This is a genomic window from Pseudomonas sp. Z3-8, from assembly GCF_051131975.1.
GTDB lineage: Bacteria > Pseudomonadota > Gammaproteobacteria > Pseudomonadales > Pseudomonadaceae > Aquipseudomonas.
In genome coordinates this window covers 1,256,617-1,283,120 of record NZ_CP071643.1, presented here as the reverse complement: position 1 = coordinate 1,283,120, position 26,504 = coordinate 1,256,617, and the positions used below count along the sequence as shown (strand labels likewise).

Sequence of the window (26,504 nt, the reverse complement as noted above, 5' to 3'; positions counted from 1 at the left end):
CGGACGACACTGATGGATAGGCTGCCCTTGGGGCCATTGTTTGCGGTAATGGTCGTGCTGATCCTCTGGTCGGCGCTGTTCACGGCCATCGAAGCGGCCCAACAGTATCTGCTCGCGCAACGCAAAGCGTCGCGTTCTGGCGACAAGCCACTGGCGAAGCTGAACTTCCCTATCGCCAGCCTGATCCTGGGCAACACCCTCTGTCGTGCGCTGGCCGTGGTAATCGGCACCTGGCTGGCGATTTTTGCCTGGCTGGAAAACGGCCCGTGGCTGGCCTGGCTCGGCACCAGCGCGGCCTTGCTGGTTTTTGCCGATTACCTGCCTCGCACCCTGGCGACCCGCTACCCCGACGCGGTGCTGGGCCTGGGCAACAGCTTGCTTGCCCTGCCGCTGAAAATTGTCTATCCGGCCGCCTGGCTGCTCAACGGTTTCAGTCAGTTGCTGCTGCGCCCGTTTGCCCGCAAGACCGGCGCTGTCCAGCACAGCGACGATGAGATGCCCGCACCGCCACGCGCTGAGCATGAACAGGAACACAGCGGCCGGGTCCATCCGGTATCCGGCATCCACGCGCTGGACAACATCACCGTCAACGACATCCTCGTGCCCCGCAGCGAGGTGGACGGGATCAACCTCGACGACCCTATCGGCGAAATCATCGAACAGCTGCGCCTGAACCGTCGGACCCGCCTGCCGGTGTTCCACAGCGATATCAACCAGGTCGAAGCGGTGCTCAACACTCGCCAGATCCGCCACCTGCTGGCGGACGCGAGCCTGACCAAGGAAGCGCTGCTGGCCGCCTGCCACGAGCCTTACTTCGTCCCTGAGAGCACGCCGCTGCAGCTGCAGTTGCTCAACTTCCACAAGCAGCAGCGACGCCTGGGCATGGTGGTGGATGAATACGGCGAAGTGCTGGGCATCGTGACCCTGGAAGACATCCTCGAGGAAATCGTCGGCGAGTTCGAAAGCGAGCACAGCCTCGACAATCCTCATGTCCATCCCCAGCCCGATGGCCGCCTGATGATCGAGGGCGCGGCGTCGATCCGCGAGTTGAACAAGACCCTCGGCTGGCACTTGCCTTGCGATGGCCCCAAGACGCTCAACGGCCTGGTCACCGAAGCGCTGGAAACCATCCCCGAAAGTCCGGTCTGCCTGAAAATCGGCCGCTACCGGCTGGAGATCATCGAGACCGTCGACAACCGCGTCAGCCAGGTGCTGGTGTGGCATAACAGCTCGGTGCCGGTGGTTATCTAACCGCCGTACCCGTGGCGAGGGAGCAAGCTCCTTCGCCGCAAAAGCTCAGCACACGCTTCAATATTGTGCGCAGGCTCTCTTGTCGATTCGTTAGCCCCCTTCCTATACTCAACCCGCTTACCCAGCCCCGCCCGAACCCAGTGCTTACCCGGCACTCAGACCGTTCCGGGCAGCCCACCGGCAATATCCGCTGTAACCCTGCGACTGTTCCTACCCGAAACAGCGACAGCGCCCCAACCCACATCCCTGGGTGTTCGACCATAATAATTCGCTCCAACGGAGCACATGACTGTCAGGGATAACCGCATGACCACCACCACTTGCAATGACGCCGTGGCGAACCAACCGACCAACTCGGCCACCCGCGTGGCAACCGCGAGTTTCATCGGCACCGCCATCGAGTTCTACGATTTCTACGTCTACGCGACCGCTGCCGCCCTGGTGATCGGGCCAGTATTCTTTCCGCAAACCTCGGGCACGGCACAGATGCTGTCGTCCTTCCTGACGTTCGGCATCGCCTTCCTCGCCCGGCCGCTGGGCTCGGCGCTGTTCGGCCATTTCGGCGACCGGATCGGGCGCAAGTCCACCCTGGTGGCGTCGCTGCTGCTGATGGGCGTGTGCACCACCCTCATCGGCGTGCTGCCCGGCTACGCCAGCATTGGCGCGTGGGCGCCGATTCTCCTGTGCCTGCTGCGTTTCGGCCAGGGCCTGGGGCTGGGCGGTGAATGGGGCGGCGCGGCGCTGCTCGCCACCGAGAACGCCCCGAAAGGCAAGCGCGCCTGGTTTGGCATGTTTCCCCAACTGGGCCCCTCCATCGGCTTCCTGGCGGCCAACGGATTGTTCCTGACCCTGGCCATGACCCTCGACGACGAGCAGTTCCGCTCCTGGGGCTGGCGGATTCCGTTCCTGCTGAGCGCCGCCCTGGTCATCGTTGGCCTTTATGTGCGTCTCAAGCTCCATGAAACGCCGGTCTTCGCCAACGCGGTGGCCCGTCAGGAACGGGTGAAAATCCCCTTGGTCGAGCTGTTCAGCCAGTATTGGGCGCCAACATTGCTCGGCGCGGCCGCGATGGTGGTGTGTTACGCCCTGTTCTACATCTCGACGGTATTTTCCCTGAGCTATGGCGTGTCCACCCTCGGTTACAGCCGCGAGACCTTCCTCGGCCTGCTGTGCTTTGCCGTGCTGTTCATGGCCGCCGCCACGCCGCTATCGGCCTGGGCCAGCGACCGCTACGGGCGCAAGCCGGTACTGGTTATCGGCGGCGTCCTGGCGATTGCCTCGGGTTTCCTCATGGAACCATTGCTGACCCACGGTTCTACCGCTGGCGTGGCATTGTTCCTGTGCATCGAACTGTTCCTGATGGGCGTGACTTTCGCCCCCATGGGCGCGTTGCTGCCGGAGCTGTTTCCCACACACGTGCGCTACACCGGCGCGTCGGCGGCCTACAACCTGGGCGGTATCGTCGGTGCGTCGGCGGCACCGTTCTTCGCCCAGAAACTGGTGGCGATGGGCGGCCTGAGCTACGTCGGCGGATACGTTTCCGCAGCGGCGGTGCTCAGCGTTATCGCGGTGCTGTGTCTGAAGGAAACCCGCCATAACGACTTGAATCGCATCGGTTGAAGCGGTGGCGAGGGATCACTCCCTCGCCACCTCAACCTGTCGCCAGCCTGAACGCAGACCATTGAAATACCCCCTGACAATTATCCAGCATTGAAACAACCCCTCACCTGCCCCATCTAAGACCCATACTCCATTGCGCAGGTGCCCCATGAGCGACCAGCACTCGACTGAAGCAAACGACGAATACGCAGACGCCGAACAGATCGAACACACCGTTTCCGGTACGGGCCTGGCCCTGCCCGGCCAGAGCCTGCCGGACAAGGTCTACATCATCCCGATCCACAATCGTCCGTTCTTCCCGGCCCAGGTACTGCCGGTCATCGTCAACGAAGAACCGTGGGCCGAGACCCTGGAGCTGGTGGCCAAGTCCGATCACCATTCCCTGGCGTTGTTCTTCATGGACACGCCCCAGGAAGACCCGCGCCACTTCGACACCTCGAAACTGCCGCTGTACGGCACGCTGGTGAAGGTCCACCACGCCAGCCGTGAGGCCGGCAAATTGCAGTTCGTTGCCCAGGGCCTGACCCGAGTGCGCATTCGCACCTGGCTCAAGCACCATCGCCCGCCGTACCTGGTGGAAATCGAATACCCGCATCAGCCAAGCGAGCCGACCGACGAGGTCAAGGCCTACGGCATGGCGCTGATCAATGCGATCAAGGAACTGCTGCCGCTCAACCCGCTGTACAGCGAAGAGCTGAAGAACTACCTCAACCGCTTCAGCCCCAACGACCCTTCGCCGCTGACCGACTTTGCCGCCGCGCTCACCTCCGCCACCGGCAGCGAATTGCAGGAAGTGCTCGATTGCGTGCCGATGCTCAAGCGCATGGAAAAAGTCCTGCCGATGCTGCGCAAGGAAGTCGAAGTGGCGCGGCTGCAGAAAGAGATTTCCGCCGAGGTCAACAGCAAGATCGGCGAACATCAGCGCCAGTTCTTTCTAAAGGAGCAACTCAAGGTCATCCAGCAGGAGCTGGGCTTGACCAAGGACGATCGCAGCGCCGACCTGGAACAATTCGAGCAGCGCCTGGAGGGCAAGGTGCTGCCGGCCCAGGCACAGAAACGCATCGAAGAGGAAATGAACAAGCTCTCGATCCTGGAAACCGGCTCGCCGGAATACGCTGTCACGCGTAACTACCTCGATTGGGCAACATCGGTGCCGTGGGGCGTGTATGGCCAGGACAAGCTTGACCTCAAGCACGCCCGCAAGATTCTCGACCAGCACCACGCCGGCCTGGACGACATCAAGGACCGCATCCTGGAATTCCTCGCGGTGGGGGCCTACAAAGGCGAGATCAGCGGTTCGATCGTCTTGCTGGTTGGCCCTCCGGGTGTGGGCAAGACCAGCGTCGGCAAGTCCATTGCCGAATCCCTCGGGCGGCCGTTCTATCGTTTCAGTGTCGGCGGCATGCGCGACGAGGCCGAAATCAAGGGCCACCGGCGCACCTACATCGGCGCCCAGCCGGGCAAGCTGGTGCAGGCGCTCAAGGACGTCGAAGTGATGAACCCGGTGATCATGCTCGACGAAATCGACAAGATGGGCCAGAGCTACCAGGGCGACCCGGCTTCCGCGCTGCTGGAAACCCTCGACCCGGAACAGAATGTCGAATTCCTCGACCACTACCTGGACATGCGCCTGGACCTGTCGAAAGTGCTCTTTGTGTGCACAGCGAACACCTTGGACTCGATTCCCGGGCCGCTGCTGGATCGGATGGAAGTGATTCGCCTGTCGGGCTATATCACCGAAGAAAAGGTCGCCATCGCCAAGCGCCACTTATGGCCCAAGCAACTCGCCAAGGCCGGCGTTTCCAAGGGCAGCCTGAGCATCAACGACAGTGCTCTCAAGGCACTGATCGACGGTTATGCCCGGGAGGCCGGCGTCCGTCAGCTGGAAAAACAGCTGGGCAAACTGGTGCGCAAGGCGGTCATGAAGCTGATCGACGAGCCGAAAGCCGTGATCAAACTCGGGCCGAAGGATCTCGAGGCGTCCCTGGGTAAACCGGTATTTCGCAATGAGCAGGTGCTGTCCGGCGTGGGTGTGATCACCGGACTGGCCTGGACCAGCATGGGCGGCGCGACCCTGCCGATCGAGGCAACGCGTATCCACACGCTCAATCGCGGCTTCAAGCTCACCGGGCAACTGGGCGAAGTCATGAAGGAATCGGCTGAAATTGCCCACAGCTACGTCAGTTCGCACCTGAAGCAATTCGGCGGTGATCCGAAGTTTTTCGATGAGGCTTTTGTTCACCTGCACGTACCGGAAGGCGCCACGCCCAAGGACGGCCCGAGTGCCGGCGTGACCATGGCCAGCGCCCTGCTGTCCCTGGCACGTAACCAGCCGCCGAAAAAAGGCGTGGCCATGACCGGTGAACTGACCCTTACCGGGCATGTCCTGCCGATTGGCGGCGTGCGCGAAAAAGTCATCGCGGCGCGTCGGCAGAAGATCAATGAATTGATCCTGCCGGACGCCAACCGGGGCAATTTCGAAGAGTTGCCGGATTACCTCAAGGAAGGTGTCACGGTGCACTTTGCCAAGCGGTTTGCGGATGTGGCGAAGGTGTTGTTCTGAGGGTCCTGTAGCGCCTGTGCTGGCGCCTTCGCGAGCAGGCTCGCTCCCACATTGGATAAGTGTCGTTCACAGCGTTTGTGATCCACACCGAACCCTGTGGGAGCGAGCCTGCTCGCGAATAGCCTTCAGCATCAACACACCCTCATCTGACACACCCGGTAGCATCTTCGGTTATGCTCGCCGTTCGTCGTGAACGCCGGAGCCCTTATGTCTCTCACCCGCCTGCTCGTACCTGTCAGCCTCGCCTTGTTGAGTGCCTGTGCCATGCAACCGAAACACAACGTGACGGTCGAGAAGCTTAGCCAATGCCCGGTGCAGCTCAATAACGGCCAGAACCTGATACTGAGCCTTCCGACCAACCCCAGCACCGGCTACCGATGGACGGTTCAGGATTCAGCCGGCGGCGTGTTGAAGGCGTTGGGCCCGGAGGTCTATCGCAACCCGGAAGACGCCGGCATCGTCGGCGCCGCCGGGGTGTCAACCTGGCGCTTCCAGGCGTTCAACGCCGGCACCGGGCGCTTGCGCCTGACGTATCAACAACCCTGGGCGCCTGAAGTACCGCCCGTGGAAACCTTCGACTGCGCCATTTCGGTGAATTGAACGTGGGTTGGCTGATACTCGTGCTGATGGGTGCGGCCACCTTTCCACCAAAAACATCACTAAACAGAGATCAAATGTGCGAGCGAGCCTGCTCGCGATATCAATCTGTCAGCCAACCGAACGACTGGCTGAACCATCGCCATCGCGAGCAAGCTCGCTCCCACAGGTTTTTTGGTTAAAATGCCGGCCTTTTCACTATCCCTGCCGCCGGAACCGTCGTGAGCAAAGAACCCGATCGCCTATTCGCCCAGCCGCTGGCCCAGGTGCCTGACTTCGCCTTCAATGAAGACGTGGTTCGAGTGTTCCCGGACATGATCAAGCGCTCGGTGCCAGGCTACCCGACCATCGTCGAGAACCTCGGCGTGCTCGCCGCACAGTTCGCCCAGCCCAACAGCGCGCTGTATGACCTCGGTTCATCCCTGGGCGCGGTGACCCAGGCGCTGCGCCGTCATGTGCGCACCGACGGTTGCCGGGTGATCGCGGTGGATAACTCGGCGGCCATGGTCGAGCGCTGCCGCGAGTACCTCAACGGCCAGGACTCGATGTTCCAGGAGCTGTTGCCGGTGGAAGTGATCGAAGGCGACATCCTTGCGCTGGCGTTCCAGCCGGCCTCGGTGGTGGCGTTGAACTTCACCCTGCAATTCATCGCACCCGAACAACGCACCGCGTTGTTGGCCCGTATCCGCCAGTCCCTGCTGCCCGGCGGCGCCTTGATCCTCTCGGAAAAACTGCGCTTCAACGATGCCGAGGAACATGCCCTGCTGACCGACCTGCACGTGGCGTTCAAGCGCGCCAACGGCTACAGCGAACTGGAAATTGCCCAGAAACGCAGCGCCATCGAAAACGTCATGAAGCCCGACAGCCTCGAAGAACACCGCGAGCGCCTGCTGGCGGCCGGCTTTTCGAAAGTCGTGCCGTGGTTCCAGTGTCTTAACTTCGCCTCGTTGATTGCCTTGCCATGATTGATCTGTCCCCCCTCGCCCGCCATCTGGCCGGTACGCCCCTGGCCGACTGGGCCGCGACACTGCAAACGCAGCTCGATATCAAAATGGAAAAGGGCCACGGCGACCTGGAGCGTTGGCAAAGTGCCCTCGATGCGCTGCCGGTCTTGCAGCCCACCACCGTGGATCTGCTGAACGGGCTGACGCTGGACGCAGATTGCTCTGACGAAACCCGCGCCCAGATGCGTACCGCGCTGATGGGTCTTTCTCCGTGGCGCAAGGGCCCGTTCGATCTGTTTGGCGTGCACGTGGACACCGAATGGCGCTCGGACTGGAAATGGTCACGCGTCGCCCCGCACCTGGACCTCAAGGGCAAGCGCATCCTCGATGTCGGCTGCGGCAACGGCTACTACATGTGGCGGATGCTCGGTGCCGGCGCGGACACGGTGATTGGCGTCGACCCGAACTGGCTGTTCTTCTGCCAGTTCCAGGCGGTGCAGCGCTACCTGTCACAGCCCAACGCCTGGCACCTGCCGTTCCCATTCGAAGCCCTGCCGCCGGAGCTGGAAGGTTTTGACACGGTCTTCTCCATGGGCGTCTTCTACCACCGCCGCTCGCCGATCGAGCACCTGTTGGCCTTGAAGGACTGCCTGGTAAAAGGCGGTGAGCTGGTGCTCGAAACCCTGGTGATCGAAGGCGACGAACACCAGGTGCTGGTGCCCGAGGACCGCTACGCGCAGATGCGCAACGTCTGGTTCCTGCCGTCGGTCCCGGCCCTTGAGCGCTGGCTGCGCCGCGCCGGGTTCAGCGATGTGCGCTGCGTGGACGTCAGCCTGACGACCGTGGAGGAACAGCGCAGCACCGAGTGGATGAAGTACCAGTCACTGAGTGATTTCCTTGATCCTGCGGACCACAGTAAAACCATCGAAGGACTGCCGGCGCCGATGCGGGCGGTGATTGTGGCGCGTAAGTAACCCCAAATCTTTCAAGCACCGGAAATCCTTGTGGGAGCGAGCTTGCTCGCTCCCACAGGGGCAGTGTTCAGTCTGAAGGCTTTGCTCGCCTGGCCTTGAAAAACTCGCTCAACACCGCGCTGCACTCCTCTGCCAACACCCCGCCCTCGAACATCACTCGATGATTCAAGAATCCCTGGCTGAAAAACTGCCCCTGGCTCTGCACGATCCCAGCCTTGGGTTCCAGCGCCCCGTAGACGACCCGGGCGATGCGTGAGTGGACGATGAGGCCGGCGCACATGCTGCACGGTTCCAGCGTCACATACAGCGTGCTGCCAGGCAGGCGATAGTTGCTCACTGCCTGGGCAGCGGCGCGGATGGCGACCATCTCCGCGTGGGCGCTGGGGTCGTGGCCACTGATCGGGCAGTTGAAGCCACGCCCGATGATCTCACCATCCTGCACCAGCACTGCGCCCACCGGCACTTCGCCCAGCGCGGCGCCTTGGGCGGCGAGAGCCAGGGCTTCGCGCATGAAGTCCTGGTCACGGCTGCGGTCGATGATCTTGGCGGGACGAATCTGGCGCATCACGCCACCTCGATGGCGGCCATCAGGCCGGTTTCCATGTGATCGATCACATGGCAGTGGAACATCCACACGCCGGGGTTATCCGCCACCAGCGCCACCTGTGCCCGCTCGTTCTTGCCCAGCAGGTAGGTGTCGGTGAAATACGGAATGACCTTGTGCCGGTTCGACGCAATGACCTTGAAGCTCATGCCGTGCAAATGGATCGGATGCTGGTACTGGGTCATATTCTTCAATTCGAATATATAGCTCTGGCCTTTCTTCAGCGTGGCAATCGGCCGATCGGCGCAGGTCTTGTCGGTGATGTCCCAGGCCTTGCCGTTGATCTGCCACAGGCTCGGCGGCTTGCCGTTGTCGACATTGACCGAGACCGAACCGACCCATTCGAAATTGAAGTTGAGTTTCTCCGCATTGGCCAGGTCCGGCTCGGCCACCGGGTTAGCCGGCAGTGCCGGCGGCCACTGGCTCGGTGCGTCGTTGTTGGGCACCGAACGCAGCGTCCCCAAGCGCACCGGGCCATTGCGCAACGACAACTCTTCACCGGCCGACGGCGCCTTGATCGCCAGGCAGATGCGCATGCCCGGGCCCAGCCAGTACTCCTTGCCCAACGGGCGCGGCTCGATGGGGTTACCGTCCAGCGCATAGATCTGCGCTTCAACGCCGGGGATATTGATGCGGTAAGTCAGCGTGTTGTCGAGGTTCAGCAAACGCACCCGGGTAATCTGCCCGGCCGGCAAATCAATCACCGCCTGGGGCACGCCGTTGATCGTCGACAGCCGCCCGGCCGTGCCGCCACGCGCCGCCTCGCGAGGGATGCTGAACGCGACGAACTCGCCCTGCTCGTCCACATGCCAGCTCTTGAGGCTCAACGTCTGCTCGTATTTGAAGCCGGTAGGCTCGCGTTCTTCGATGATCAGCGGCCCCACCAGCCCGCGCCCGAGTTCTTCGCTGCTGTTGACGTGCGGGTGATACCAATAACTGCCAGCGTCCGGCACGCGGAATTTGTAATCGAAGTACTCGCCTGGCAACACCGGCAGTTGCGAGACATACGGTACGCCGTCCATCTCCAGCGGCAAGCGGATGCCGTGCCAGTGAATGGTCGTCGCGACCGGCAAATGGTTGATGAATCGCACCCGCAACCACTCACCCTGGCGCACCCGCAACTCGGTGCCCGGCGCCGACGGACCAAAGGCCCAGGCCTGGGTCTTGTGCCCGGCCACCAGTTCCACATCCAGCGGCGCCGCGATCAGTTCATAGTCGTGACCGGCCTCGGCATCGGCCATCTTGCCCAACCAGTACCGCGACGCGCCTCCCGCACCTACGCCAACGACAACAAGACCGGCCAGGCCACCGAGTATTTGGCGACGGGTAAAGGACATGAACGCGACTACCTCTTGAATCTGCGACGGGCCGGTGGGGCCCGGAAAAGGCGAATACGATACACCTGCAATTGAGAAAGATTAAGTGAAGGATTGTCGCGGGGCGCGCTCGGACGAAGACCGCTGTCACCCAACCAGCGCTTCCAACTCCTTGGAATCCACCTCAGCTAGCCGTCGGCCTTCTTTCGTAATGTTGACCTGCAAGGCCACCCAGGCTACATCCAACACACCCGAGGCAAACGAATAGCTGCCCCGGGCCTGCAGCCAGGTGAGAATGTCCGCCAGATGCCAGATGGACGCACTGCCCTCGTGCACCGGCGTCGGAAAGCTGCCCGGATGAGTCAACATCAGCTTGCGCATGTTCTGCCGAGAGACCCCTATGATATCGGCTACGTCGGTCAGCCCGACCAGATCAGGCGCAACCTCGATCAGTCTGGCCGACGGCACCGCGCGACGAACGTCCTCTAGCGCACTAAGCACCGCCTCAGCGGCATCAGGCGCATCGCGAGTGAACTCGAGCGCCAGCCGCCCTGGCTGCCCGGTGCCTACCAAGGCATCGTCGCAGCCAGCTTCACCCAACCGCTCAACCAGTTCCTCCATGGCACAGCCGTCGTTGGCAAGCTGATATTTCAAGGTAAAGATGAATTCCATTGTTCTATTCCTTAGCATCGTGATCCGCATCACGCCGATTGCGATGCGTCGAGCAGTTGTCCACGACGCGTCGCAATGCTCGCGCGTGGTTGCCAGGGTTCTTCGGCGTGCTCCATATCGACGTGATGCAGAACTCACCGCAGCGACACTCCTGGTCGTTGTAAGGACAATAAGCCCGTCCCCAGGCGTGACTGCCACCAACTTCAATGCGCCAGCCGTGCCCTTCGGCATGCCTGAGCGCTTCTTCGACCTCTTTCTTCGGGTGCGAGGGACGAATCATCCGTGATCTCCAGTATTCGCGTGGCCGGAAAGGTTGTCAATCGACAACCTCGTTCACTTCGAGTGGCTGCGATACACGCATGGCCATAACGCCCGATGATAAGCGCGTCTCGGCGCTCGCTGAGACGGCAATCGTAGCGAAACGTGACGGGGAAACTGCATGGCTGGGACCTTCGACGGGCTTTCCCGGGGCGATATCGATCAATCACACCAACACCCACGCCCGCGAGAAGCATCAATGATGCTGTGCCTGATCCCGGCAGCTAACGATTAGGAAGGGATAAAAACGATTAGATAACAAGATCTGTGCGCAAAAACGATTATCTCAACAACCGGCTCGTCAGAGCAAAGAAAGAGGCTGACCCCGCCCCTTTCTCCCTCCGATCAAAAAATCGACGTTGCATCGATTGCAGGACAACAGGGGGGTTACCCCTGTTGAGGTTCCGTTATTCCCACTCGATCGTCGCCGGCGGCTTGCTCGACACGTCATAAGTCACGCGAGAAATGCCTTCGATTTCGTTGATGATCCGCCCGGACACGGTTTCCAGCAGCTCGTACGGCAGGTGTGCCCAGCGAGCGGTCATGAAGTCGATGGTTTCCACGGCGCGCAGGGCCACGACCCAGGCGTAGCGACGGCCATCGCCGACCACGCCGACCGATTTCACCGGCTGGAATACCACGAATGCCTGGCTGACCTTGTGGTACCAGTCGGCCTTGCGCAGTTCTTCGATGAAGATGTGGTCGGCGCGACGCAGCAGGTCGGCGTATTCCTTCTTCACTTCACCGAGGATCCGCACGCCCAGTCCCGGACCGGGGAATGGGTGGCGGTAGACCATGTCGTAGGGCAGGCCCAGTTCCAGGCCGAGGCGACGTACTTCGTCCTTGAACAGTTCGCGCAGCGGCTCGACCAGTTTCAGGTTCATCTCTTCCGGCAGGCCACCGACGTTGTGGTGGGACTTGATCACGTGGGCCTTGCCGCTCTTGGCGCCGGCCGACTCGATCACGTCGGGGTAGATGGTGCCCTGGGCCAGGTACTTGATGTTGTCCAGCTTGCAGGATTCGGCATCGAACACGTCGATGAAGGTGCGACCGATGATCTTGCGCTTCTTCTCCGGGTCGGACTCGCCGGCCAGGTTGTTCAGGAACTGCTCTTCAGCGTTGGCGCGGATCACCTTGACGCCCATGTTCTCGGCGAACATGGCCATCACTTGCTCGCCTTCGTGCAGGCGCAGCAGACCGTTGTCGACAAAGACGCAGGTCAGCTGGTCGCCAATGGCCTTGTGCAGCAGCGCGGCAACCACCGAGGAATCGACACCGCCGGACAGGCCGAGCAATACGTTGTCGGTGCCGACCTGGGCGCGAACCTGGGCGATGGCATCTTCAGCAATCTTGGAAGGCGTCCACAGGGCTTCGCATTCGCAGATGTCGAGGATGAAGCGCGACAGGATGCGGCCGCCCTGCTTGGTGTGGGTCACTTCCGGGTGGAACTGTACGCCGTAGTAGCGGCGATCGTCGTTGAACATGCCGGCGATCGGGCAGTTCGGGGTGCTCGCGAGGATGTGGAAGTCTTCCGGCATCTTCGTGACCTTGTCACCGTGGCTCATCCACACGTCGAGGCCGAACAGGCCGTCGGCATCGATGTGGTCTTCGATGCCGTCCAGCAGGCGGCTCTTGCCGACCACGTCGACACGGGCATAACCGAACTCACGCAGGTCGGAACCTTCGACCTTGCCGCCCAATTGCTCAGCCATGGTCTGCATGCCGTAGCAGATGCCGAACACCGGTACGCCGAGGTCGAACACCGCTTGCGGGCAGCGCGGGCTGTCGGCTTCGTGCACGGACTCGGGGCCGCCGGCGAGGATGACGCCTTTGGGAGCGAACTCGCGAATCGCTTCTTCATCCATGTCGAACGGATGCAGCTCGCAGTACACGCCGATCTCACGCACGCGGCGGGCGATCAGTTGGGTGTACTGGGAACCGAAGTCGAGGATCAGGATGCGGTGAGCGTGAATGTCGAGGGCCATGACTCATTCTCATGTAGTGAATCAGAAACAACTCGGGGCTGAATGAACAGCCCCGGTGATTAACGTTTTGCTGGAAGCCTTAACCTACACGGTAGTTCGGCGCTTCCTTGGTGATCTGTACGTCGTGGACATGGGACTCGGCCATGCCGGCGCCGGTGATGCGCACGAATTCCGGCTTGGTGCGCATCTCTTCGATGTCCGCGCTGCCGGTGTAGCCCATGGAAGAACGCAGGCCGCCCATCAGTTGATGGATGATCGCGCTCAGGGTGCCCTTGTACGGCACGCGACCTTCGATGCCTTCCGGCACCAGCTTCTCGGCACCCGCGGAGGAGTCCTGGAAGTAACGGTCGGAAGAGCCCTGGGCCTGGGACATGGCGCCCAGCGAACCCATGCCGCGATAGGCCTTGTAGCTACGGCCCTGGAACAGTTCGATCTCGCCCGGCGCCTCTTCGGTACCGGCGAACATCGAACCCATCATCACGCAGTAGGCACCGGCGACGATGGCCTTGGACAGGTCACCGGAGAAGCGGATACCGCCGTCGGCGATCAGCGGCACGCCAGTGCCTTCAAGGGCGGCGGCGACGTTGGCGATGGCGCTGATCTGCGGCACGCCGACACCGGCAACGATGCGGGTGGTGCAGATCGAGCCAGGGCCGATACCGACCTTGACCGCGTCGGCGCCAGCTTCGGCCAGCGCCTTGGCGGCTTCGCCGGTGGCGATGTTGCCGCCGATCACCTGTACGTCAGGGAAGTTCTGCTTGACCCAGCGAACGCGGTCGATCACGCCTTTGGAATGACCGTGGGCAGTGTCGACCACCACCACGTCAACGCCGGCATTGACCAGGGCGGCGACGCGATCGCCGGTGTCCTTGCCGGTGCCGACCGCCGCGCCAACGCGCAGACGACCCTGGTCGTCCTTGCTTGCCAGCGGATACGCCTTGGCTTTTTCGATGTCGTTGACGGTCATCATGCCCTTGAGGGCGAACTTGTCGTCGACGATCAGCACGCGCTCGATGCGGTGCTTGTGCAGCAATTCGCGGACTTCGTCCTTGCTGGTGCCTTCCTTGACCGTGACCAGACGCTCTTTCGGCGTCATCACCTGGCGAACGCTGGCGTCCAGGCGATTCTCGAAACGCACGTCACGGGAGGTGACGATGCCGACCAGGTCGCCATCGTGCAGCACCGGGACGCCGGAGATGTTGTGCATGCGGGTCAGTTCGAACAGATCCCGGACCGTGGCGTCAGCCTCGATGGTGATCGGATCCTTGACTACGCCAGCCTCGAACCGCTTGACCTTGCGCACTTCGGCGGCCTGCTGTTCGATGGTCATGTTCTTGTGAATGATACCGATACCGCCTTCCTGGGCCATGGCAATGGCCAGACGGGCTTCGGTCACGGTGTCCATGGCGGCGGAAACCAGCGGGATATTCAGTTCGATGCCACGGGTGAGACGGGTTTTGAGACTGACTTCGTTAGGCAGTACCTCGGAATAACCGGGCACTAGGAGAATGTCGTCGAAGGTCAGAGCTTCTTGGCTGATACGCAGCATCGCGGGGGCTCCCGAGCGGGAAAATGGAAGCGCGCCATTATACTCATGGACCCCGTCTGGCTCAATGTAAAACTCTGTCTATTATTGGCGGGGTGATTGAGGGGCTGAATCACGGCCTGATCATCGACACATTCCCCTGTGGGAGCGAGCTTGCTCGCGATAGCGGTGTGTCAGCAACATATAAGTGAATGGCACCCCGCCATCGCGAGCAAGCTCGCTCCCACATTGGCTCACCAGTGCCCTTACAACTCCACCCTCACCCAACTCACCGGCTGGTCCAGCCAATCGGCGAACTCATCGATGAACTCCTGCTTGAACCCCGCCTCCAGCCAGTTATTGAAGATGAATCCCAGATTGGAGAAGGCGCAGGGTTGCAGGAACAGGAACCCGTTGATGTCATCTTCATGACCGCATTCAGGACAGGTGAAGTTGTCGGTACGACCTGGCATCCACTCCTCCAGGCTTTCGAACAGCGCTTCGCCAATTTCCTTGCGGCACTCGGCGCAGCCGGCCTCTTCGAGAAAGCCCTTGGCCGGCGTGTAGATGCAGCGCTTGGTGATGATCTCCAGGCCGTTGACCGGTTCGCCGAACGGCAACGCGTCGGGATGCAGGACAACCTGGCGCGCGCCGGGGGCGATGGCGTGGGCCATGCGATTGCCAGTGCGACCGCAAGTGGTCAATTGCTCTTCGACGATGTTCTTTCGCACCAGCCAGCGCACGATCGCCCGAGCCCGGGGCTCGTGAACCGGCAAGGTGGAAATTTTCGGGACGATGATGCTTTGCGAATTCATGGCGAGGCCTGGCTGTTTCCCTGGCGGGTCTTATAAAAGGCCGGCAGCTTAATCCCTGGCCCGGCCAGGTCAAGCATTCATATAGCGCCCGATCAATGCCAGGCCGCTGGCGAGCACCAGCCAGGTGACCAGTCGCACAAACGCCTCTCGCGACATCTTCATGGTCAAGCGGCGCCCAACCCACAGCCCTAGCGCCATGGCCGGCAACAAACACAGCGCCAGTACCAGCAAGGGTAGCTCGGCATACACCCCGGCGACGATGAACAGACTCAAGCGCACCACCGTGCTGCAACTGATCAGCGCACTCTGGGTCGCCCGGGCCGCCTCCTTGGATAACCGGCTATTCAAATAAATGGCATATAAAAAGCCACCGCTGCCAAACAGCGCGCCAAACATTCCGCCGACCGTGCCCATCGGCAGCGCCCACAGCGCCGACAGCTGCGTCGGCCGGGTCTTTATCCACAGGCTGTAGATTGCATAGGCGCTGATGAACAGGCCCATCAACAACAGCAACAGGTCGGATTTGAGGTTGAGCAGGAAAATCACCCCGAGGGTGCAACCCACCGCCATGCACGGCAACAACCGCAGCAACTCGGGCCGGGCGACATCCCGACGCGACGGCAACAGGTTGCCGAATGCCGCGACAAAATCCAGTAGCACCAGCAGCGGGATGATTTTCGCCAGCGGCATGTACAGCAGCAGGATCGGCGCGGCCACCAGCGCCGTGCCGAACCCGGCGATGCCGAACACGATGTAGGCCAGGGTAATGGCCAGCCCGATCACCAGCCATTGCGTGGGGGCGAACGCCCACTCACCCAACCACGAGAAAAGATCCATCCGGCACGTCCTTGTTGAGAGCACCGGCGACTTTAGCCAGATTTATTGCGGCATATCCACTATTACCGTGGTGCGCCATCGCGAACACATGGCTTGCCGCAGGCGCCCGCGTGCCAGATGCCCCCTGCGCTCAATGCGCCAACATGTTGTGATGCACGCTGTACATGATCCACAGCGACAGCCCCACCAACAGCGCAATCACCACGGTCGAGAACACCAGGGCCGTCAGGTTCCAGCGTTGTTGCGGTGAGAAGTTCAGGTGCAGGAAATAGATCAGGTGCACAACGATCTGGATCACCGCAAAGATCGCCACGATCCCGGCCGTCATGGGCTTGGGCAATGTGGGATACATCACCAGGGCGAACGGGATAACGGTGAGGATGACCGACAGAACGAACCCGGTGAGGTAGGATTTTGCGCTGCCGTGGCTGGCATCGACGCTGCTCTGATGACTGCTCATTTACATCACTCCAAACAGATAGACCACGGTAAACACACAGATCCAGACCACGTCGAGGAAGTGCCAGAACAGGCTCAGGCAGCCCAGGCGGGTGGCGTTGACGGTGGTCAGGCCGTTGCGTTGCACCTGGAACATCAGCACGGCCATCCACAGCAGCCCCGTGGCGACGTGCAGGCCGTGAGTACCCACCAGTGTGAAGAAGCCGGTGAGAAAGGCGCTGCGGTTGGGGCCGTAGCCTTCGGCGATGAGTTTCTGGAACTCATGGATTTCCATGCCGATGAACGCCAACCCCAGGACGAAGGTCAGGCCCAGCCAGGCCAATACCTTCTGCTTGTTCCCGGCGCTCAGCGCGAGCATGGCGAAGCCGTAGGTGATGCTGCTGAACAGCAGGATGAAAGTTTCCGTGAGGACGTAGGGCAATTCGAAGATATCGGCGGCGCCGGGCCCGCCGGCGACGCTCTGACCGAGTACCGCATAGGTCGCAAATAGCGTTGCGAACAGAATGCAGTCGGTCATCAGGTAGATCCAGAACCCGAACAGGGTCATGGAGCTTGCGTCCGAGTGACCGTGTTCGGATTCCGGCGCGGTGGCGTGTGGCTGAACGAGATTGGACATGGATCAAGCCTCCGCCAGTGCCTTGATACGTTGGTTTTCGATGCGCGCTACCTCTTCGGCGGGCACGTAGTAATCGATGTCGTCATCGGCGCTGCGCCAGATCACCCCACCGATGGTCGCAACCAGCCCGACGATGGCCAGCCACCAGATATGCCAGACCAGGGCGAAGCACATGATCAGGCTGAACAGGCTGATGACCAGGCCCATCGCGGTGTTGCGCGGCATGTGGATGGCTTGGAAGTCGGCTTCGACGGCGGTCTTCTGGCCGCGCTCCTTCATGCCCCAGTAGGCGTCGATGCCCTCCACCACCGGTTGTTGGGCGAAGTTGTAGAACGGCGGCGGCGAGGCGGTGGACCATTCCAGGGTGCGACCGTCCCACGGATCGCCTGTCAGGTCACGGTTCTGGTGACGCTGGCGAATGCTGAAATAGAACTGCAGGATCTGGCAGACCACGCCGCAGAGGATGATGCCGACGCCGAGCAACTCCAGCTCCAGCCAGGGCCGCCATTCGGGTACGTCGAAATGGTTGAGGCGCCGAGTCATGCCCATGAAGCCTAGGAAGTAGGACGGCATGAAGGCGAAATAGAAACCGACAATCCAGCACCAGAACGCCGCCCGGCCCAGGCGATCGTGAAGCTTGAAGCCGAACGCCTTGGGGAACCAGTAGGTCAGTCCACACAGGTAGCCGAACACGGCGCCGCCGATGATCACGTTATGAAAGTGCGCGATCAGAAACAGGCTGTTGTGCAGCAGGAAATCCGCCCCGGGCACCGCCAGCAGCACCCCGGTCATGCCGCCGATGCTGAAAGTGACGATGAAGCCGACGGTCCACAGCATCGGCGTTTCGAAGCGCACGCGCCCGCGATACATGGTGAACAGCCAGGTGAATATCTTCACCCCGGTGGGCACGGCGATGATCATGGTCATGATGCCGAAGAACGCGTTGACGCTCGCCCCCGAACCCATGGTGAAGAAGTGGTGCACCCAGACGATGAACGACAGGATGGTAATGACAATCGTCGCCCACACCAGCGAGTGATAACCGAACAGACGCTTGCGGCTGAAAGTGGAAGCCACCTCGGAGAAAATACCGAACGCCGGCAGGATCAGGATGTACACCTCCGGGTGGCCCCAGGCCCAGATGAGGTTGACGTACATCATCGGGTTGCCGCCCAGCTCGTTGGTGAAAAAGTGCATGTCCAGATAGCGGTCGAGGCTGAGCATGAACAGCGTCGCGGTGAGGATCGGGAATGACGCCAGGATCAGCACAGCCGTGCACAGTACCGTCCAGGTAAACACCGGCATGCGGAAAAGGGTCATGCCCGGCGTACGCATTTTCAGGATGGTGACGAAGAAATTTACCCCGGTGAGCAACGTCCCGACGCCCGATATCTGCAATGACCATATGTAGTAGTCCACCCCGACCCCGGGACTGTAGGACAACCCGGATAACGGCGGATAGGCGACCCAACCGGTGCGCGCAAACTCGCCGACCGCCAGGGAAACATTCACCAGCATCGCGCCGGCCACGAACAGCCAGAAACTCAACGCGTTGAGGAACGGGAACGCCACGTCCCGGGCGCCGATCTGCAACGGCACGACGATGTTCATCAAGCCCACCACCAGCGGCATCGCCATGAAAAAAATCATGATCACGCCGTGGGCAGTGAAAATCTGGTCGTAGTGTTCCGGCGGCAGGTAACCGGGCGAACCGTCGGACGCCATGGCCTGTTGCGTGCGCATCATGATCGCGTCGGAGAAACCGCGCAGCAGCATCACCAGCGCCACGACGATGTACATCACGCCGATGCGCTTATGGTCCACCGAGGTAAACCACTCTTTCCACAGATAGGTCCATTTGCGGTAGTAGGTGATGGCACCCATGCCGGCCAAGGCGACCAGTCCCACCACCGCCAGCGTCCACATGATGATTGGCTCATCCGTCGGGATCGCCTCAAGCGTCAGTTTTCCAAACATGTCCTACTCCTGCGCTGATCTTTGAGTCCCGACGGGAGACCCGATGCTGCCCTGCATGTCGTGCATGCGATGCTCGACTTCACGGGAACGATTCATGCCTTCGTATTTGTCGATGATGCTCTGGAACAAGTCCGGCTGGACCGATGCGTAATGCTCAACCGGGTGCTTGAACGTCGGCTTGGCGAGTCGGGCATAACTGTCTTTGTCCAACCGTCCTTGCCCCGCCCGCACGTCGGCGACCCACTTGTCGAAGCCCGCCGCATCGGTGGCGAGGGTCCGGAAATGCATGTCGGAGAAACCCGGGCCGTTGTAGTTGGCGGCGATGCCCCGGTACTCCCCGGCCTTGTTGGCGATCAGGTGCAGTTGGGTCTGCATGCCGGCCATGGCGTAGATCTGCCCGCCCAGCGCCGGAATGAAAAACGAAGTCATGGCGCCGTCCGAGGTCACGCGAAAATTCACCGGTGTGTCCAGTGGCATGGCCAGTTCGTTGACCGAGGCAATACCCAGCTCCGGATAGATGAACAGCCATTTCCAGTCGGTCGCGATGACCTGCACCACCAGCGGCTTGACGTCCGAATCCAGCGGTCGGTACGGATCCAGCGCATGGGTCGACTTCCAGGTAACCACGCCGAGAATGATGATGATCACCAACGGGACGCCCCAGACCACCGCTTCGATCTTGCGTGAATGGGCCCACTCCGGCGTGTACCTGGCCTTGGTGTTGGAGGCGCGGTACTTCACGGAAAAGACCAACGCCATGACGATGACCGGCACCACCACCAGCAACATCAACAGCGTCGAGAGAATGATCAAGTTGCGTTGGTCAACGCCGACCTGTCCCTTGGGATTGAACAACACCATGTCGCAACCGCCGAGCAACAGCATCCCGCCGACCAGCAACAACCTTGATAGATGCCAAGGCAGTCGAGTTCGCATGTCTTACACTTCGCTTATTGAGTGTTAGCCAGTTGCCGAGCGATCCTGTCTTTGATCGACAGGCGCTGTTCCTTGAGTCTGCGGATGTCATCATCCTCGACGTTGCCCGCCGATATCGATTCGGCGGCCAGGACCTGGTTATCCACGTCCGTGTATTCGTCCAGCAGTCGATCAAGTTCCGGGTCTTGCTGGCGACGCTGTTGGACCGCCTCTTTGCTGCAATTCAAATCCTGATAGAGATCATGAGAAGCAGGCATGGCCTTCTCCTTTAGCAGTGTTGTTGGGTACACGATTTTTAGAATTGGCCCCTGCGGCTTAGTTGAGAGAAACATCCGGAAACGGTGACGAACGGCACTGCCGACAAAAAAAAAGCCCACGAGACGTGGGCAAAAGGGAAAGCTGTTTTTTCGCCTGGGCGGCTCAGGAAGATTGTCGGCCGGCGGCCGGCGACATGGCGGTGGAATCCACCCGCACCGTGTGCGCCTGGTTTACGGCCCGCTCCCATTCCCTGGCATCGTGACTGCAGAAAATCTCGACGTGCCCGTTCTGGACTTGCGCCAACTCGCGAAGGCGATCCTGATTGCGCATCCGTGCCGAACGGTAGGTGTCCATCATGTATTGGTAGAACCTCAGCCCCGGCGGGCAATGGCGCTCGGGTTGATGGACCTCGTCATGGAAAAAATAGGCGTCACCGGCGTGCAGCAGCCAACCGTCCGGAGTGCGCAGGGCAATCCCGGCATGTCCGGCGGTGTGTCCCTGAAGCGGCACCAGGAAAATGTCCTCTTCCTCGGCGCCGATCAGTGCGCGCACCGAATCGAAGCCGAACCAGGTATCGCCTTCGGGGGCATAGAACTCCCAGCTATCGACGCCCTGCCACTGCCGCGCCTGGAACCGTCGCCGACTTATCCAGGTATCGGCGCTGCGGGCCGTCGCCATCTCGTCGCGCATCACATGCACCCGGGCCTGGGGAAAATCCTGGAGCCCGCCGGCGTGATCGAAATCCAGGTGCGTCAGCAGGATGTGCCGCACATCGTTGGCCTCGAAACCCAAGCGCCGCACCTGCTCCAAAGCCGTGAGGCGATGCTCGAACTGGATGTTGTTGAACACTCGAAAGAATCGGCTCAGCCGTTGCGGCGTCTGCACATCCCGCTGGCCAAACCCGGTGTCCACCAGGACCAGGCCGTTGGTGTCGGTTTCAATCAGCAGACAATGACACACCAGGCACGCCGTCAGCCCCCGGCTGTAACCATCGAACAGCGCCCCGCCTACCGGGCACATGCATCCGCAGTTCAGGTGATGGATACGCATGGATGGCCTCCTTTCGCGGGGATATTTGTCTCTTGAAATCGACTGGAAGCAGGCGCGGTGAATTCCGCGCAGGCGACGGGCGGCGCAACACACAAGCGGTGGAAACGGGCTCGCTGGAAGCAGGCGACTCCGCTTGACTGGAGGTACGCAGGAGGAAATTTCTACATACATGGAGATTCGCAAGCGAATCCCCTTATCATGCCGCCCATGATTAAAGATCCCTTTGCCCGACTGGGCCTGGACCGCGAGGTCCTGACTGTCAGCCAGCTCAACGGCCGTGCGCGGGTGTTGCTCGAAGACGTGTTCAGCAACATCTGGGTCGAGGGCGAGATCTCCAACCTCGCCCGCCCCGCCTCCGGCCACGTGTATTTCACGCTCAAGGACAGCGGCGCCCAGGTGCGTTGCGCGCTGTTCCGACAGAACGCCGCGCGGGTGCGCCAGGCACTGAAAGACGGGCTGGCGGTGAAGGTCCGCGGCAAGGTCTCGCTGTTCGAGGGCCGTGGCGACTATCAACTGATCCTCGACACCGTGGAGCCGGCCGGCGATGGCGCCCTGCGCCTGGCCTTCGACGCCCTGAAGGAAAAGCTCAGCGCCGAAGGCCTGTTCAGTGCCGAGCGCAAGGTACCGCTGCCGGCCCATCCGCAACGCATCGGCATCATCAGTTCGCCCACCGGCGCGGTGATCCGCGACATCATCAGCGTGTTCCGTCGCCGCGCGCCGCAGATTTCCCTGACCTTGATTCCGACAGCCGTGCAGGGCCGTGAAGCCACCGCACAGATCGTCCGCGCGCTGAAACTGGCCGATGCCCGAGGCTTCGATGCGCTGATCCTGGCCCGGGGCGGCGGTTCGCTGGAAGACTTGTGGTGCTTCAACGAAGAAGCCGTGGCTCGTGCGGTAGACGCCTGCGTCACGCCCATTGTCAGCGCGGTAGGCCATGAGACCGACGTCTCCATAAGCGATTTCGTCGCCGATGTGCGCGCGCCGACTCCGTCCGCCGCCGCCGAACTGCTCGCACCGGACGCCGGCGACCTGGTGCGCCGGGTCGAAAGCCTGCACCGGCGCCTGGTGATGCGCATGCGCGACCGCCTGATGCGCGACCAGTTGCGCCTCGAAGGCCTCACCCGCCGCCTGCGCCATCCTGGCGAACGCCTGCGCCAGCAAGCCCAGCGCCTCGACGACCTGGACATGCGCATGGGCCGGGCCTTCGAACGCAGCCTCAACACTCGCCGCGAACGCCTGATTCGCCTGGAAACCCGCCTGGCCGGGCAACATCCGGGCCGTCAGCTGGCCATGTTGCGCCATCGCCTCGACAGCCTCGCCGAACGCCTGCCCCGAGCCATGCGCGAAGGCCTGAAAACCCGTCGCGTACAGTTGCACAACCAGATGCAGACGCTGCATATCGTCAGCCCACTGGCGACCCTTGGCCGCGGCTACAGCATCCTGCTCGACGAACGCGGCCATGCAATCCGCAACGCCGGGCAAACCCGCACCGGCCAACGCCTGACCGCCAGGCTCGGCGAAGGCGAACTGCTGGTGCGGGTCGAAGACAATCACCTGACACCGGTCACCCTTTCTCTACTGGATTGATTCATGCCGCGATTTCTCGCTCCACTGCTCTTGCTGTGCCTGGCCGCCAACGCCCACGCTGACAGCTACATCACTCGCCTGCTGAACAAGCCGGTGCCCGGCGGCGTGGCCGTGGTGGATCTGGGCAGCGCGGCCCAGGCGCCGAAAGCCACGTACCAGGGCAAACCCGTGCTGGTGGTCAAGGAACAGCAGAACTGGCTGGCGATTGTCGGCATTCCGCTGACCGTCCAACCCGGCACCCAGCAGATCAGCAGTGGCGGCGCCACCCAACCCTTCGTGGTTGGCTACAAGAAATACCCCGAGCAGCACATCACCCTGAAAAACAAGCGCCAGGTCAATCCGGACCCGGCGGATCTGAAGCGTATCGAGGGCGAGCTTGCGGTGCAGTTGAAGGCCTACCGCAGCTTCAGCCCCAATATCCCCAGCAACCTGCTGCTGGACAAACCGGTGAACGGCCCGCTGTCGAGCAAGTTCGGGGTGCGCCGCTTTTTCAACGGCGAAGAGCGCAACCCTCATTCCGGCCTGGACTTCGCCGTGCCCGCCGGCACGCCGATCAAGACCCCGGCCGCCGGCAAGGTGATCCTCACCGGCAACTACTTTTTCAATGGCAACACCGTGTTCGTCGACCATGGCCAAGGCTTCATCAGCATGTTCTGCCACATGTCGAAGATCGACGTGAAGGTCGGCCAGCAACTGGCGCGCGGCACCGTGGTCGGCAAGGTCGGCGCCACCGGCCGCGCGACCGGGCCGCACATGCACTGGAACATCAGCCTGAATGATGCGCGAGTGGATCCGGCGATCTTTATCGGGGCGTTTCAGCCCTGAGTGTTTGTGGTGAGGCTACTGGCCTCATCGCGAGCAAGCTCGCTCCCACATGGGGATCTCAGCGAACATAACATTTGCAATCAACACAGATCCCCTGGGAGCGAGCTTGCTCGCGATGACGGCAGTCGCATCACCACTATCCTGGGAATTGCCAAGCCTTAAATATCGACGCAATCCTTAGGATACAAAATGTCTATATGCGCGATTAAATCTCGCAAACCCACCCAAAAACAGAACTTCTCCCAATTTTTCCCGACTGCTTGCAACCCCCCGGCCACGCGGTTAGGGTTGAGGGCATGAAAACCTCTCACACCCTCATTCAGCTTCGCCAGCACCGCAGCCTGTGCCTCGTCAGCGCACGACTGCCGGGCTGAATCGCGGCACCTCGTCCAGGCGTGAAGCCAACCCGTTCGAACCACCGGCAGGCCGCCTTTTCCCGGCCACGACAATAAGGATTTCCCCATGAGCATGCTCAAAGACCCGTCTTCGAAGTACCGCGCCTTCCCGACCATCAACCTGCCGGATCGCACCTGGCCGTCGAAGACCATCACCGCCGCGCCGATCTGGTGCAGTTCCGACCTGCGTGACGGCAACCAGTCGCTGATCGAGCCGATGGATGCGGCCAAGAAGCTGCGCTTCTGGAAAACCCTCGTTGCAGTGGGCGTGAAGGAAATCGAAGCATCGTTCCCGGCCGCTTCGCAGACTGACTTCGACTTTGTGCGCACCCTCATCGAAGAAGGCCACATCCCGGACGACACCACCATCCAGGTGCTGACCCAGGCCCGTGAAGACCTGATCGCTCGCACCTTCGAGTCCCTGCGTGGCGCCAAGAAAGCCATCGTCCACCTGTATAACGCCACCTGCCCGTCGTTTCGCCGCATCGTGTTCAACCAGGACAAGGAAGGCGTGAAGGAAATCGCCGTGAACGCGGCCAAGCTGTTCGTCAAATACGCCGCCCAGCAGCCGGAAACCCAATGGCAGTTCGAGTACTCGCCAGAAACCTTCAGCGCGACCGAACTGGAGTTCGCCAAGGAAGTCTGCGACGCGGTGATCGAAGTGTGGAACCCGACGCCTGAGCGCAAGGTGATCCTCAACCTGCCGGCCACCGTCGAAGTCGCCACCCCGAACATCTACGCCGACCAGATCGAGTGGTTCCACCGCAACATCACCCGGCGTGACAGCGTGCTCATCAGCCTGCACACCCACAACGACCGTGGCACCGGCGTGGCCGCCACCGAGCTGGGCCTGATGGCCGGGGCCGACCGTGTCGAAGGCTGCCTGTTCGGCAACGGCGAGCGCACCGGCAACGTCGACCTGGTGACCGTGGCGCTGAACCTCTACACCCAGGGCATCGACCCTGAGCTGGACTTCTCCGACATCGACGGCGTGCGCAAAGTCGTCGAGGAATGCAACCAGATCCCGGTCCATCCACGTCACCCGTATGTCGGCGACCTGGTCCACACCGCGTTCTCCGGCTCGCACCAGGATGCAATCCGCAAGGGCTTCGCCCAGCAGAAACCGGACACCCTGTGGGAAGTACCGTACCTGCCGATCGACCCGGCCGACATCGGTCGCAGCTACGAAGCGGTAATCCGCGTGAACAGCCAGTCGGGCAAGGGCGGCATCGCCTACCTCCTGGAACAGGAATACGGCATCAGCCTGCCGCGTCGCATGCAGATCGAGTTCAGCCAAGTGGTACAGCGTGAAACCGATCGCCTGGGCCTGGAAATGACTGCCCAGCAGATCCACGCCCTGCTCCAGCGCGAATACCTGCAAGCCAACACTCCGTACGCACTGGTCAGCCATCGCCTGCAGGAAGAGAACGGCAACAGCGCCGTGGAAGTGGAAGTCGCCAGCAAGGGCCAGGGCGAGACCAACCTGCACTGGCGTGGCAGAGGCAACGGCGCGCTGGAAGCGCTGGTGGCCGGGCTGCCGATTCCGGTGGAAATCATGGACTACAACGAACACGCCATCGGCGCCGGCACCAACGCGAAGGCTGCGGCGTACATCGAACTGCGCGTCAACGGCGAACGTGCGGTGCATGGCGTGGGCATCGATGAAAACATCACCACGGCGAGCTTCAAGGCGCTGTTCAGTGCGCTGAACCGCTCGCTGAGCCAGCCGGAAGCCAAGGCGGCTTGATCGGTCGCTGAAAAACAAAAGGCCCCGGGGTGTGAACCTCGGGGCCTTTTGTTTGGCTGGTGGTTTGTGCTGTCTGTCAGGGCCTCATCGAGAGCAAGCTCGCTCCCACAATAGTCGGCGTTATGCAAAACAATGTGGGAGCGAGCTTGCTCGCGATAGCGGCCTAACAGGCAACACAAATATCAGGCATGGGTATCGATCGAAACCGTCATCGCCTGCAGCAGCGCGGCCTGAAGGGTCTGCAATGTGGCCTGGGTCCCCATGATCTGGGTCTGGATCGCCATGGCCTGCTGGGCTTTCTGCTCCTCGTCGGCCCGGCTTTTCTGCACGCGGGCCAATTGGGCCTGCTGGTCGGCCAGCAACTTTTCGGTCCGCTCGATCTGCTTCTTCAACTGCTCAATGATATTGCTGCCATTGCTGCCGCCAACACCGGCGATATTCGCCCCGCTGGTGTCGACTTTCAGTTCCTTGTCCTTGTCTTCGCCGGTGTCAGGCGATACCACCGGACTGACGGCTTTCTCTTCCTCGGCGCCCCTGATGGAGACTTTGGGGGCCGACAGCGGATATGGGTTTACGGTCGTTGCGCTGATACTGGTCATGGGGACTCCTCCTTGGCTGACCTGTTATCGGCGT

At 61.5% G+C, this 26,504-nt stretch carries 24 protein-coding genes; 9 read left to right on the top strand and 15 right to left on the bottom strand.

What is annotated here, in order from left to right; genetic code table 11:
• The first annotated feature begins 12 nt into the window (after positions 1-12).
• From J3P94_RS05985 to cmoB, 6 genes are all read left to right on the top strand, one after another.
• Positions 13-1,251: an HlyC/CorC family transporter gene (locus J3P94_RS05985; RefSeq protein WP_434572020.1), complete on the top strand. Its 1,239-nt coding sequence runs from the start codon at positions 13-15 to the stop codon at positions 1,249-1,251.
• 306 nt (positions 1,252-1,557) lie between these two features.
• A complete protein-coding gene (locus J3P94_RS05980) occupies positions 1,558-2,871 on the top strand; it encodes an MFS transporter (protein WP_434572018.1) in 1,314 nt (437 codons plus the stop codon).
• A 148-nt stretch (positions 2,872-3,019) separates the two neighbouring features.
• A complete protein-coding gene (gene lon, locus J3P94_RS05975) occupies positions 3,020-5,434 on the top strand; it encodes an endopeptidase La (RefSeq protein ID WP_434572016.1) in 2,415 nt (804 codons plus the stop codon).
• A gap of 207 nt (positions 5,435-5,641) precedes the next feature.
• Positions 5,642-6,034, top strand: coding sequence for a protease inhibitor I42 family protein (locus J3P94_RS05970; RefSeq protein ID WP_434572015.1), 393 nt, complete (start codon positions 5,642-5,644; stop codon positions 6,032-6,034).
• Between the two features lie 218 nt (positions 6,035-6,252).
• On the top strand, positions 6,253-6,996 hold the full coding sequence (gene cmoA / locus J3P94_RS05965) for a carboxy-S-adenosyl-L-methionine synthase CmoA (RefSeq protein ID WP_434572013.1): 744 nt from the start codon (positions 6,253-6,255) through the stop codon (positions 6,994-6,996).
• Complete coding sequence (gene cmoB, locus J3P94_RS05960) at positions 6,993-7,949, top strand: tRNA 5-methoxyuridine(34)/uridine 5-oxyacetic acid(34) synthase CmoB (protein ID WP_434572012.1); 957 nt, start codon at positions 6,993-6,995, stop codon at positions 7,947-7,949. The genes cmoA and cmoB overlap by 4 nt, the downstream gene beginning before the upstream one ends.
• A gap of 67 nt (positions 7,950-8,016) precedes the next feature.
• On the opposite strand, the gene tadA is transcribed toward cmoB, so the two are convergent.
• The 14 genes from tadA to J3P94_RS05890 form a co-directional block, all read right to left on the bottom strand.
• Positions 8,017-8,514, bottom strand: a complete 498-nt coding sequence (gene tadA / locus J3P94_RS05955; protein ID WP_434572011.1) for a tRNA adenosine(34) deaminase TadA — start codon at positions 8,512-8,514, stop codon at positions 8,017-8,019.
• Entirely contained in the window at positions 8,514-9,890 is a 1,377-nt protein-coding gene (locus J3P94_RS05950) for a multicopper oxidase family protein (protein ID WP_434572009.1), read from the bottom strand. The genes tadA and J3P94_RS05950 overlap by 1 nt, the downstream gene beginning before the upstream one ends.
• A gap of 126 nt (positions 9,891-10,016) precedes the next feature.
• A complete protein-coding gene (locus J3P94_RS05945; RefSeq protein WP_434572007.1) occupies positions 10,017-10,541 on the bottom strand; it encodes a helix-turn-helix transcriptional regulator in 525 nt (174 codons plus the stop codon).
• 4 nt (positions 10,542-10,545) lie between these two features.
• Positions 10,546-10,821, bottom strand: coding sequence for a hypothetical protein (locus J3P94_RS05940; RefSeq protein WP_434572006.1), 276 nt, complete (start codon positions 10,819-10,821; stop codon positions 10,546-10,548).
• A gap of 445 nt (positions 10,822-11,266) precedes the next feature.
• Positions 11,267-12,844, bottom strand: coding sequence for a glutamine-hydrolyzing GMP synthase (guaA, locus tag J3P94_RS05935; protein WP_434572004.1), 1,578 nt, complete (start codon positions 12,842-12,844; stop codon positions 11,267-11,269).
• A 79-nt stretch (positions 12,845-12,923) separates the two neighbouring features.
• Entirely contained in the window at positions 12,924-14,393 is a 1,470-nt protein-coding gene (gene guaB / locus J3P94_RS05930) for an IMP dehydrogenase (protein WP_305499015.1), read from the bottom strand.
• Between the two features lie 242 nt (positions 14,394-14,635).
• Complete coding sequence (locus tag J3P94_RS05925) at positions 14,636-15,184, bottom strand: sugar ABC transporter ATPase (protein ID WP_434572002.1); 549 nt, start codon at positions 15,182-15,184, stop codon at positions 14,636-14,638.
• Between the two features lie 69 nt (positions 15,185-15,253).
• Entirely contained in the window at positions 15,254-16,021 is a 768-nt protein-coding gene (locus tag J3P94_RS05920) for a sulfite exporter TauE/SafE family protein (protein WP_434572000.1), read from the bottom strand.
• A gap of 130 nt (positions 16,022-16,151) precedes the next feature.
• A complete protein-coding gene (gene cyoD, locus J3P94_RS05915; protein ID WP_434571998.1) occupies positions 16,152-16,481 on the bottom strand; it encodes a cytochrome o ubiquinol oxidase subunit IV in 330 nt (109 codons plus the stop codon).
• On the bottom strand, positions 16,482-17,096 hold the full coding sequence (gene cyoC / locus J3P94_RS05910; RefSeq protein ID WP_434571996.1) for a cytochrome o ubiquinol oxidase subunit III: 615 nt from the start codon (positions 17,094-17,096) through the stop codon (positions 16,482-16,484).
• 3 nt (positions 17,097-17,099) lie between these two features.
• Positions 17,100-19,073 carry a cytochrome o ubiquinol oxidase subunit I gene (gene cyoB, locus J3P94_RS05905; RefSeq protein ID WP_434571994.1) on the bottom strand — a complete coding sequence of 658 codons (1,974 nt, stop codon included), beginning with the start codon at positions 19,071-19,073 and terminating at the stop codon, positions 17,100-17,102.
• Between the two features lie 3 nt (positions 19,074-19,076).
• Positions 19,077-20,009, bottom strand: a complete 933-nt coding sequence (gene cyoA / locus J3P94_RS05900) for a ubiquinol oxidase subunit II (protein WP_434571992.1) — start codon at positions 20,007-20,009, stop codon at positions 19,077-19,079.
• Between the two features lie 14 nt (positions 20,010-20,023).
• Positions 20,024-20,266 (bottom strand): YdcH family protein, encoded by a 243-nt coding sequence (locus J3P94_RS05895; protein WP_434571991.1) that lies wholly within the window; start codon positions 20,264-20,266, stop codon positions 20,024-20,026.
• A gap of 163 nt (positions 20,267-20,429) precedes the next feature.
• Positions 20,430-21,317, bottom strand: coding sequence for an MBL fold metallo-hydrolase (locus J3P94_RS05890; protein WP_434571990.1), 888 nt, complete (start codon positions 21,315-21,317; stop codon positions 20,430-20,432).
• Positions 21,318-21,524: 207 nt separating this feature from the next.
• Here J3P94_RS05890 and xseA point away from each other — a divergent pair, with 207 nt between their 5' ends.
• From xseA to leuA, 3 genes are all read left to right on the top strand, one after another.
• Complete coding sequence (gene xseA, locus J3P94_RS05885; protein ID WP_434571988.1) at positions 21,525-22,904, top strand: exodeoxyribonuclease VII large subunit; 1,380 nt, start codon at positions 21,525-21,527, stop codon at positions 22,902-22,904.
• 3 nt (positions 22,905-22,907) lie between these two features.
• Positions 22,908-23,729 (top strand): peptidoglycan DD-metalloendopeptidase family protein, encoded by an 822-nt coding sequence (locus tag J3P94_RS05880; RefSeq protein WP_434571986.1) that lies wholly within the window; start codon positions 22,908-22,910, stop codon positions 23,727-23,729.
• A 462-nt stretch (positions 23,730-24,191) separates the two neighbouring features.
• Positions 24,192-25,871: a 2-isopropylmalate synthase gene (leuA, locus tag J3P94_RS05875; protein WP_305499003.1), complete on the top strand. Its 1,680-nt coding sequence runs from the start codon at positions 24,192-24,194 to the stop codon at positions 25,869-25,871.
• Between the two features lie 182 nt (positions 25,872-26,053).
• Here leuA and J3P94_RS05870 read toward each other — a convergent pair whose 3' ends face one another.
• Positions 26,054-26,470, bottom strand: coding sequence for a hypothetical protein (locus J3P94_RS05870; protein WP_434571984.1), 417 nt, complete (start codon positions 26,468-26,470; stop codon positions 26,054-26,056).
• Between the last annotated feature and the right edge of the window lie 34 nt (positions 26,471-26,504).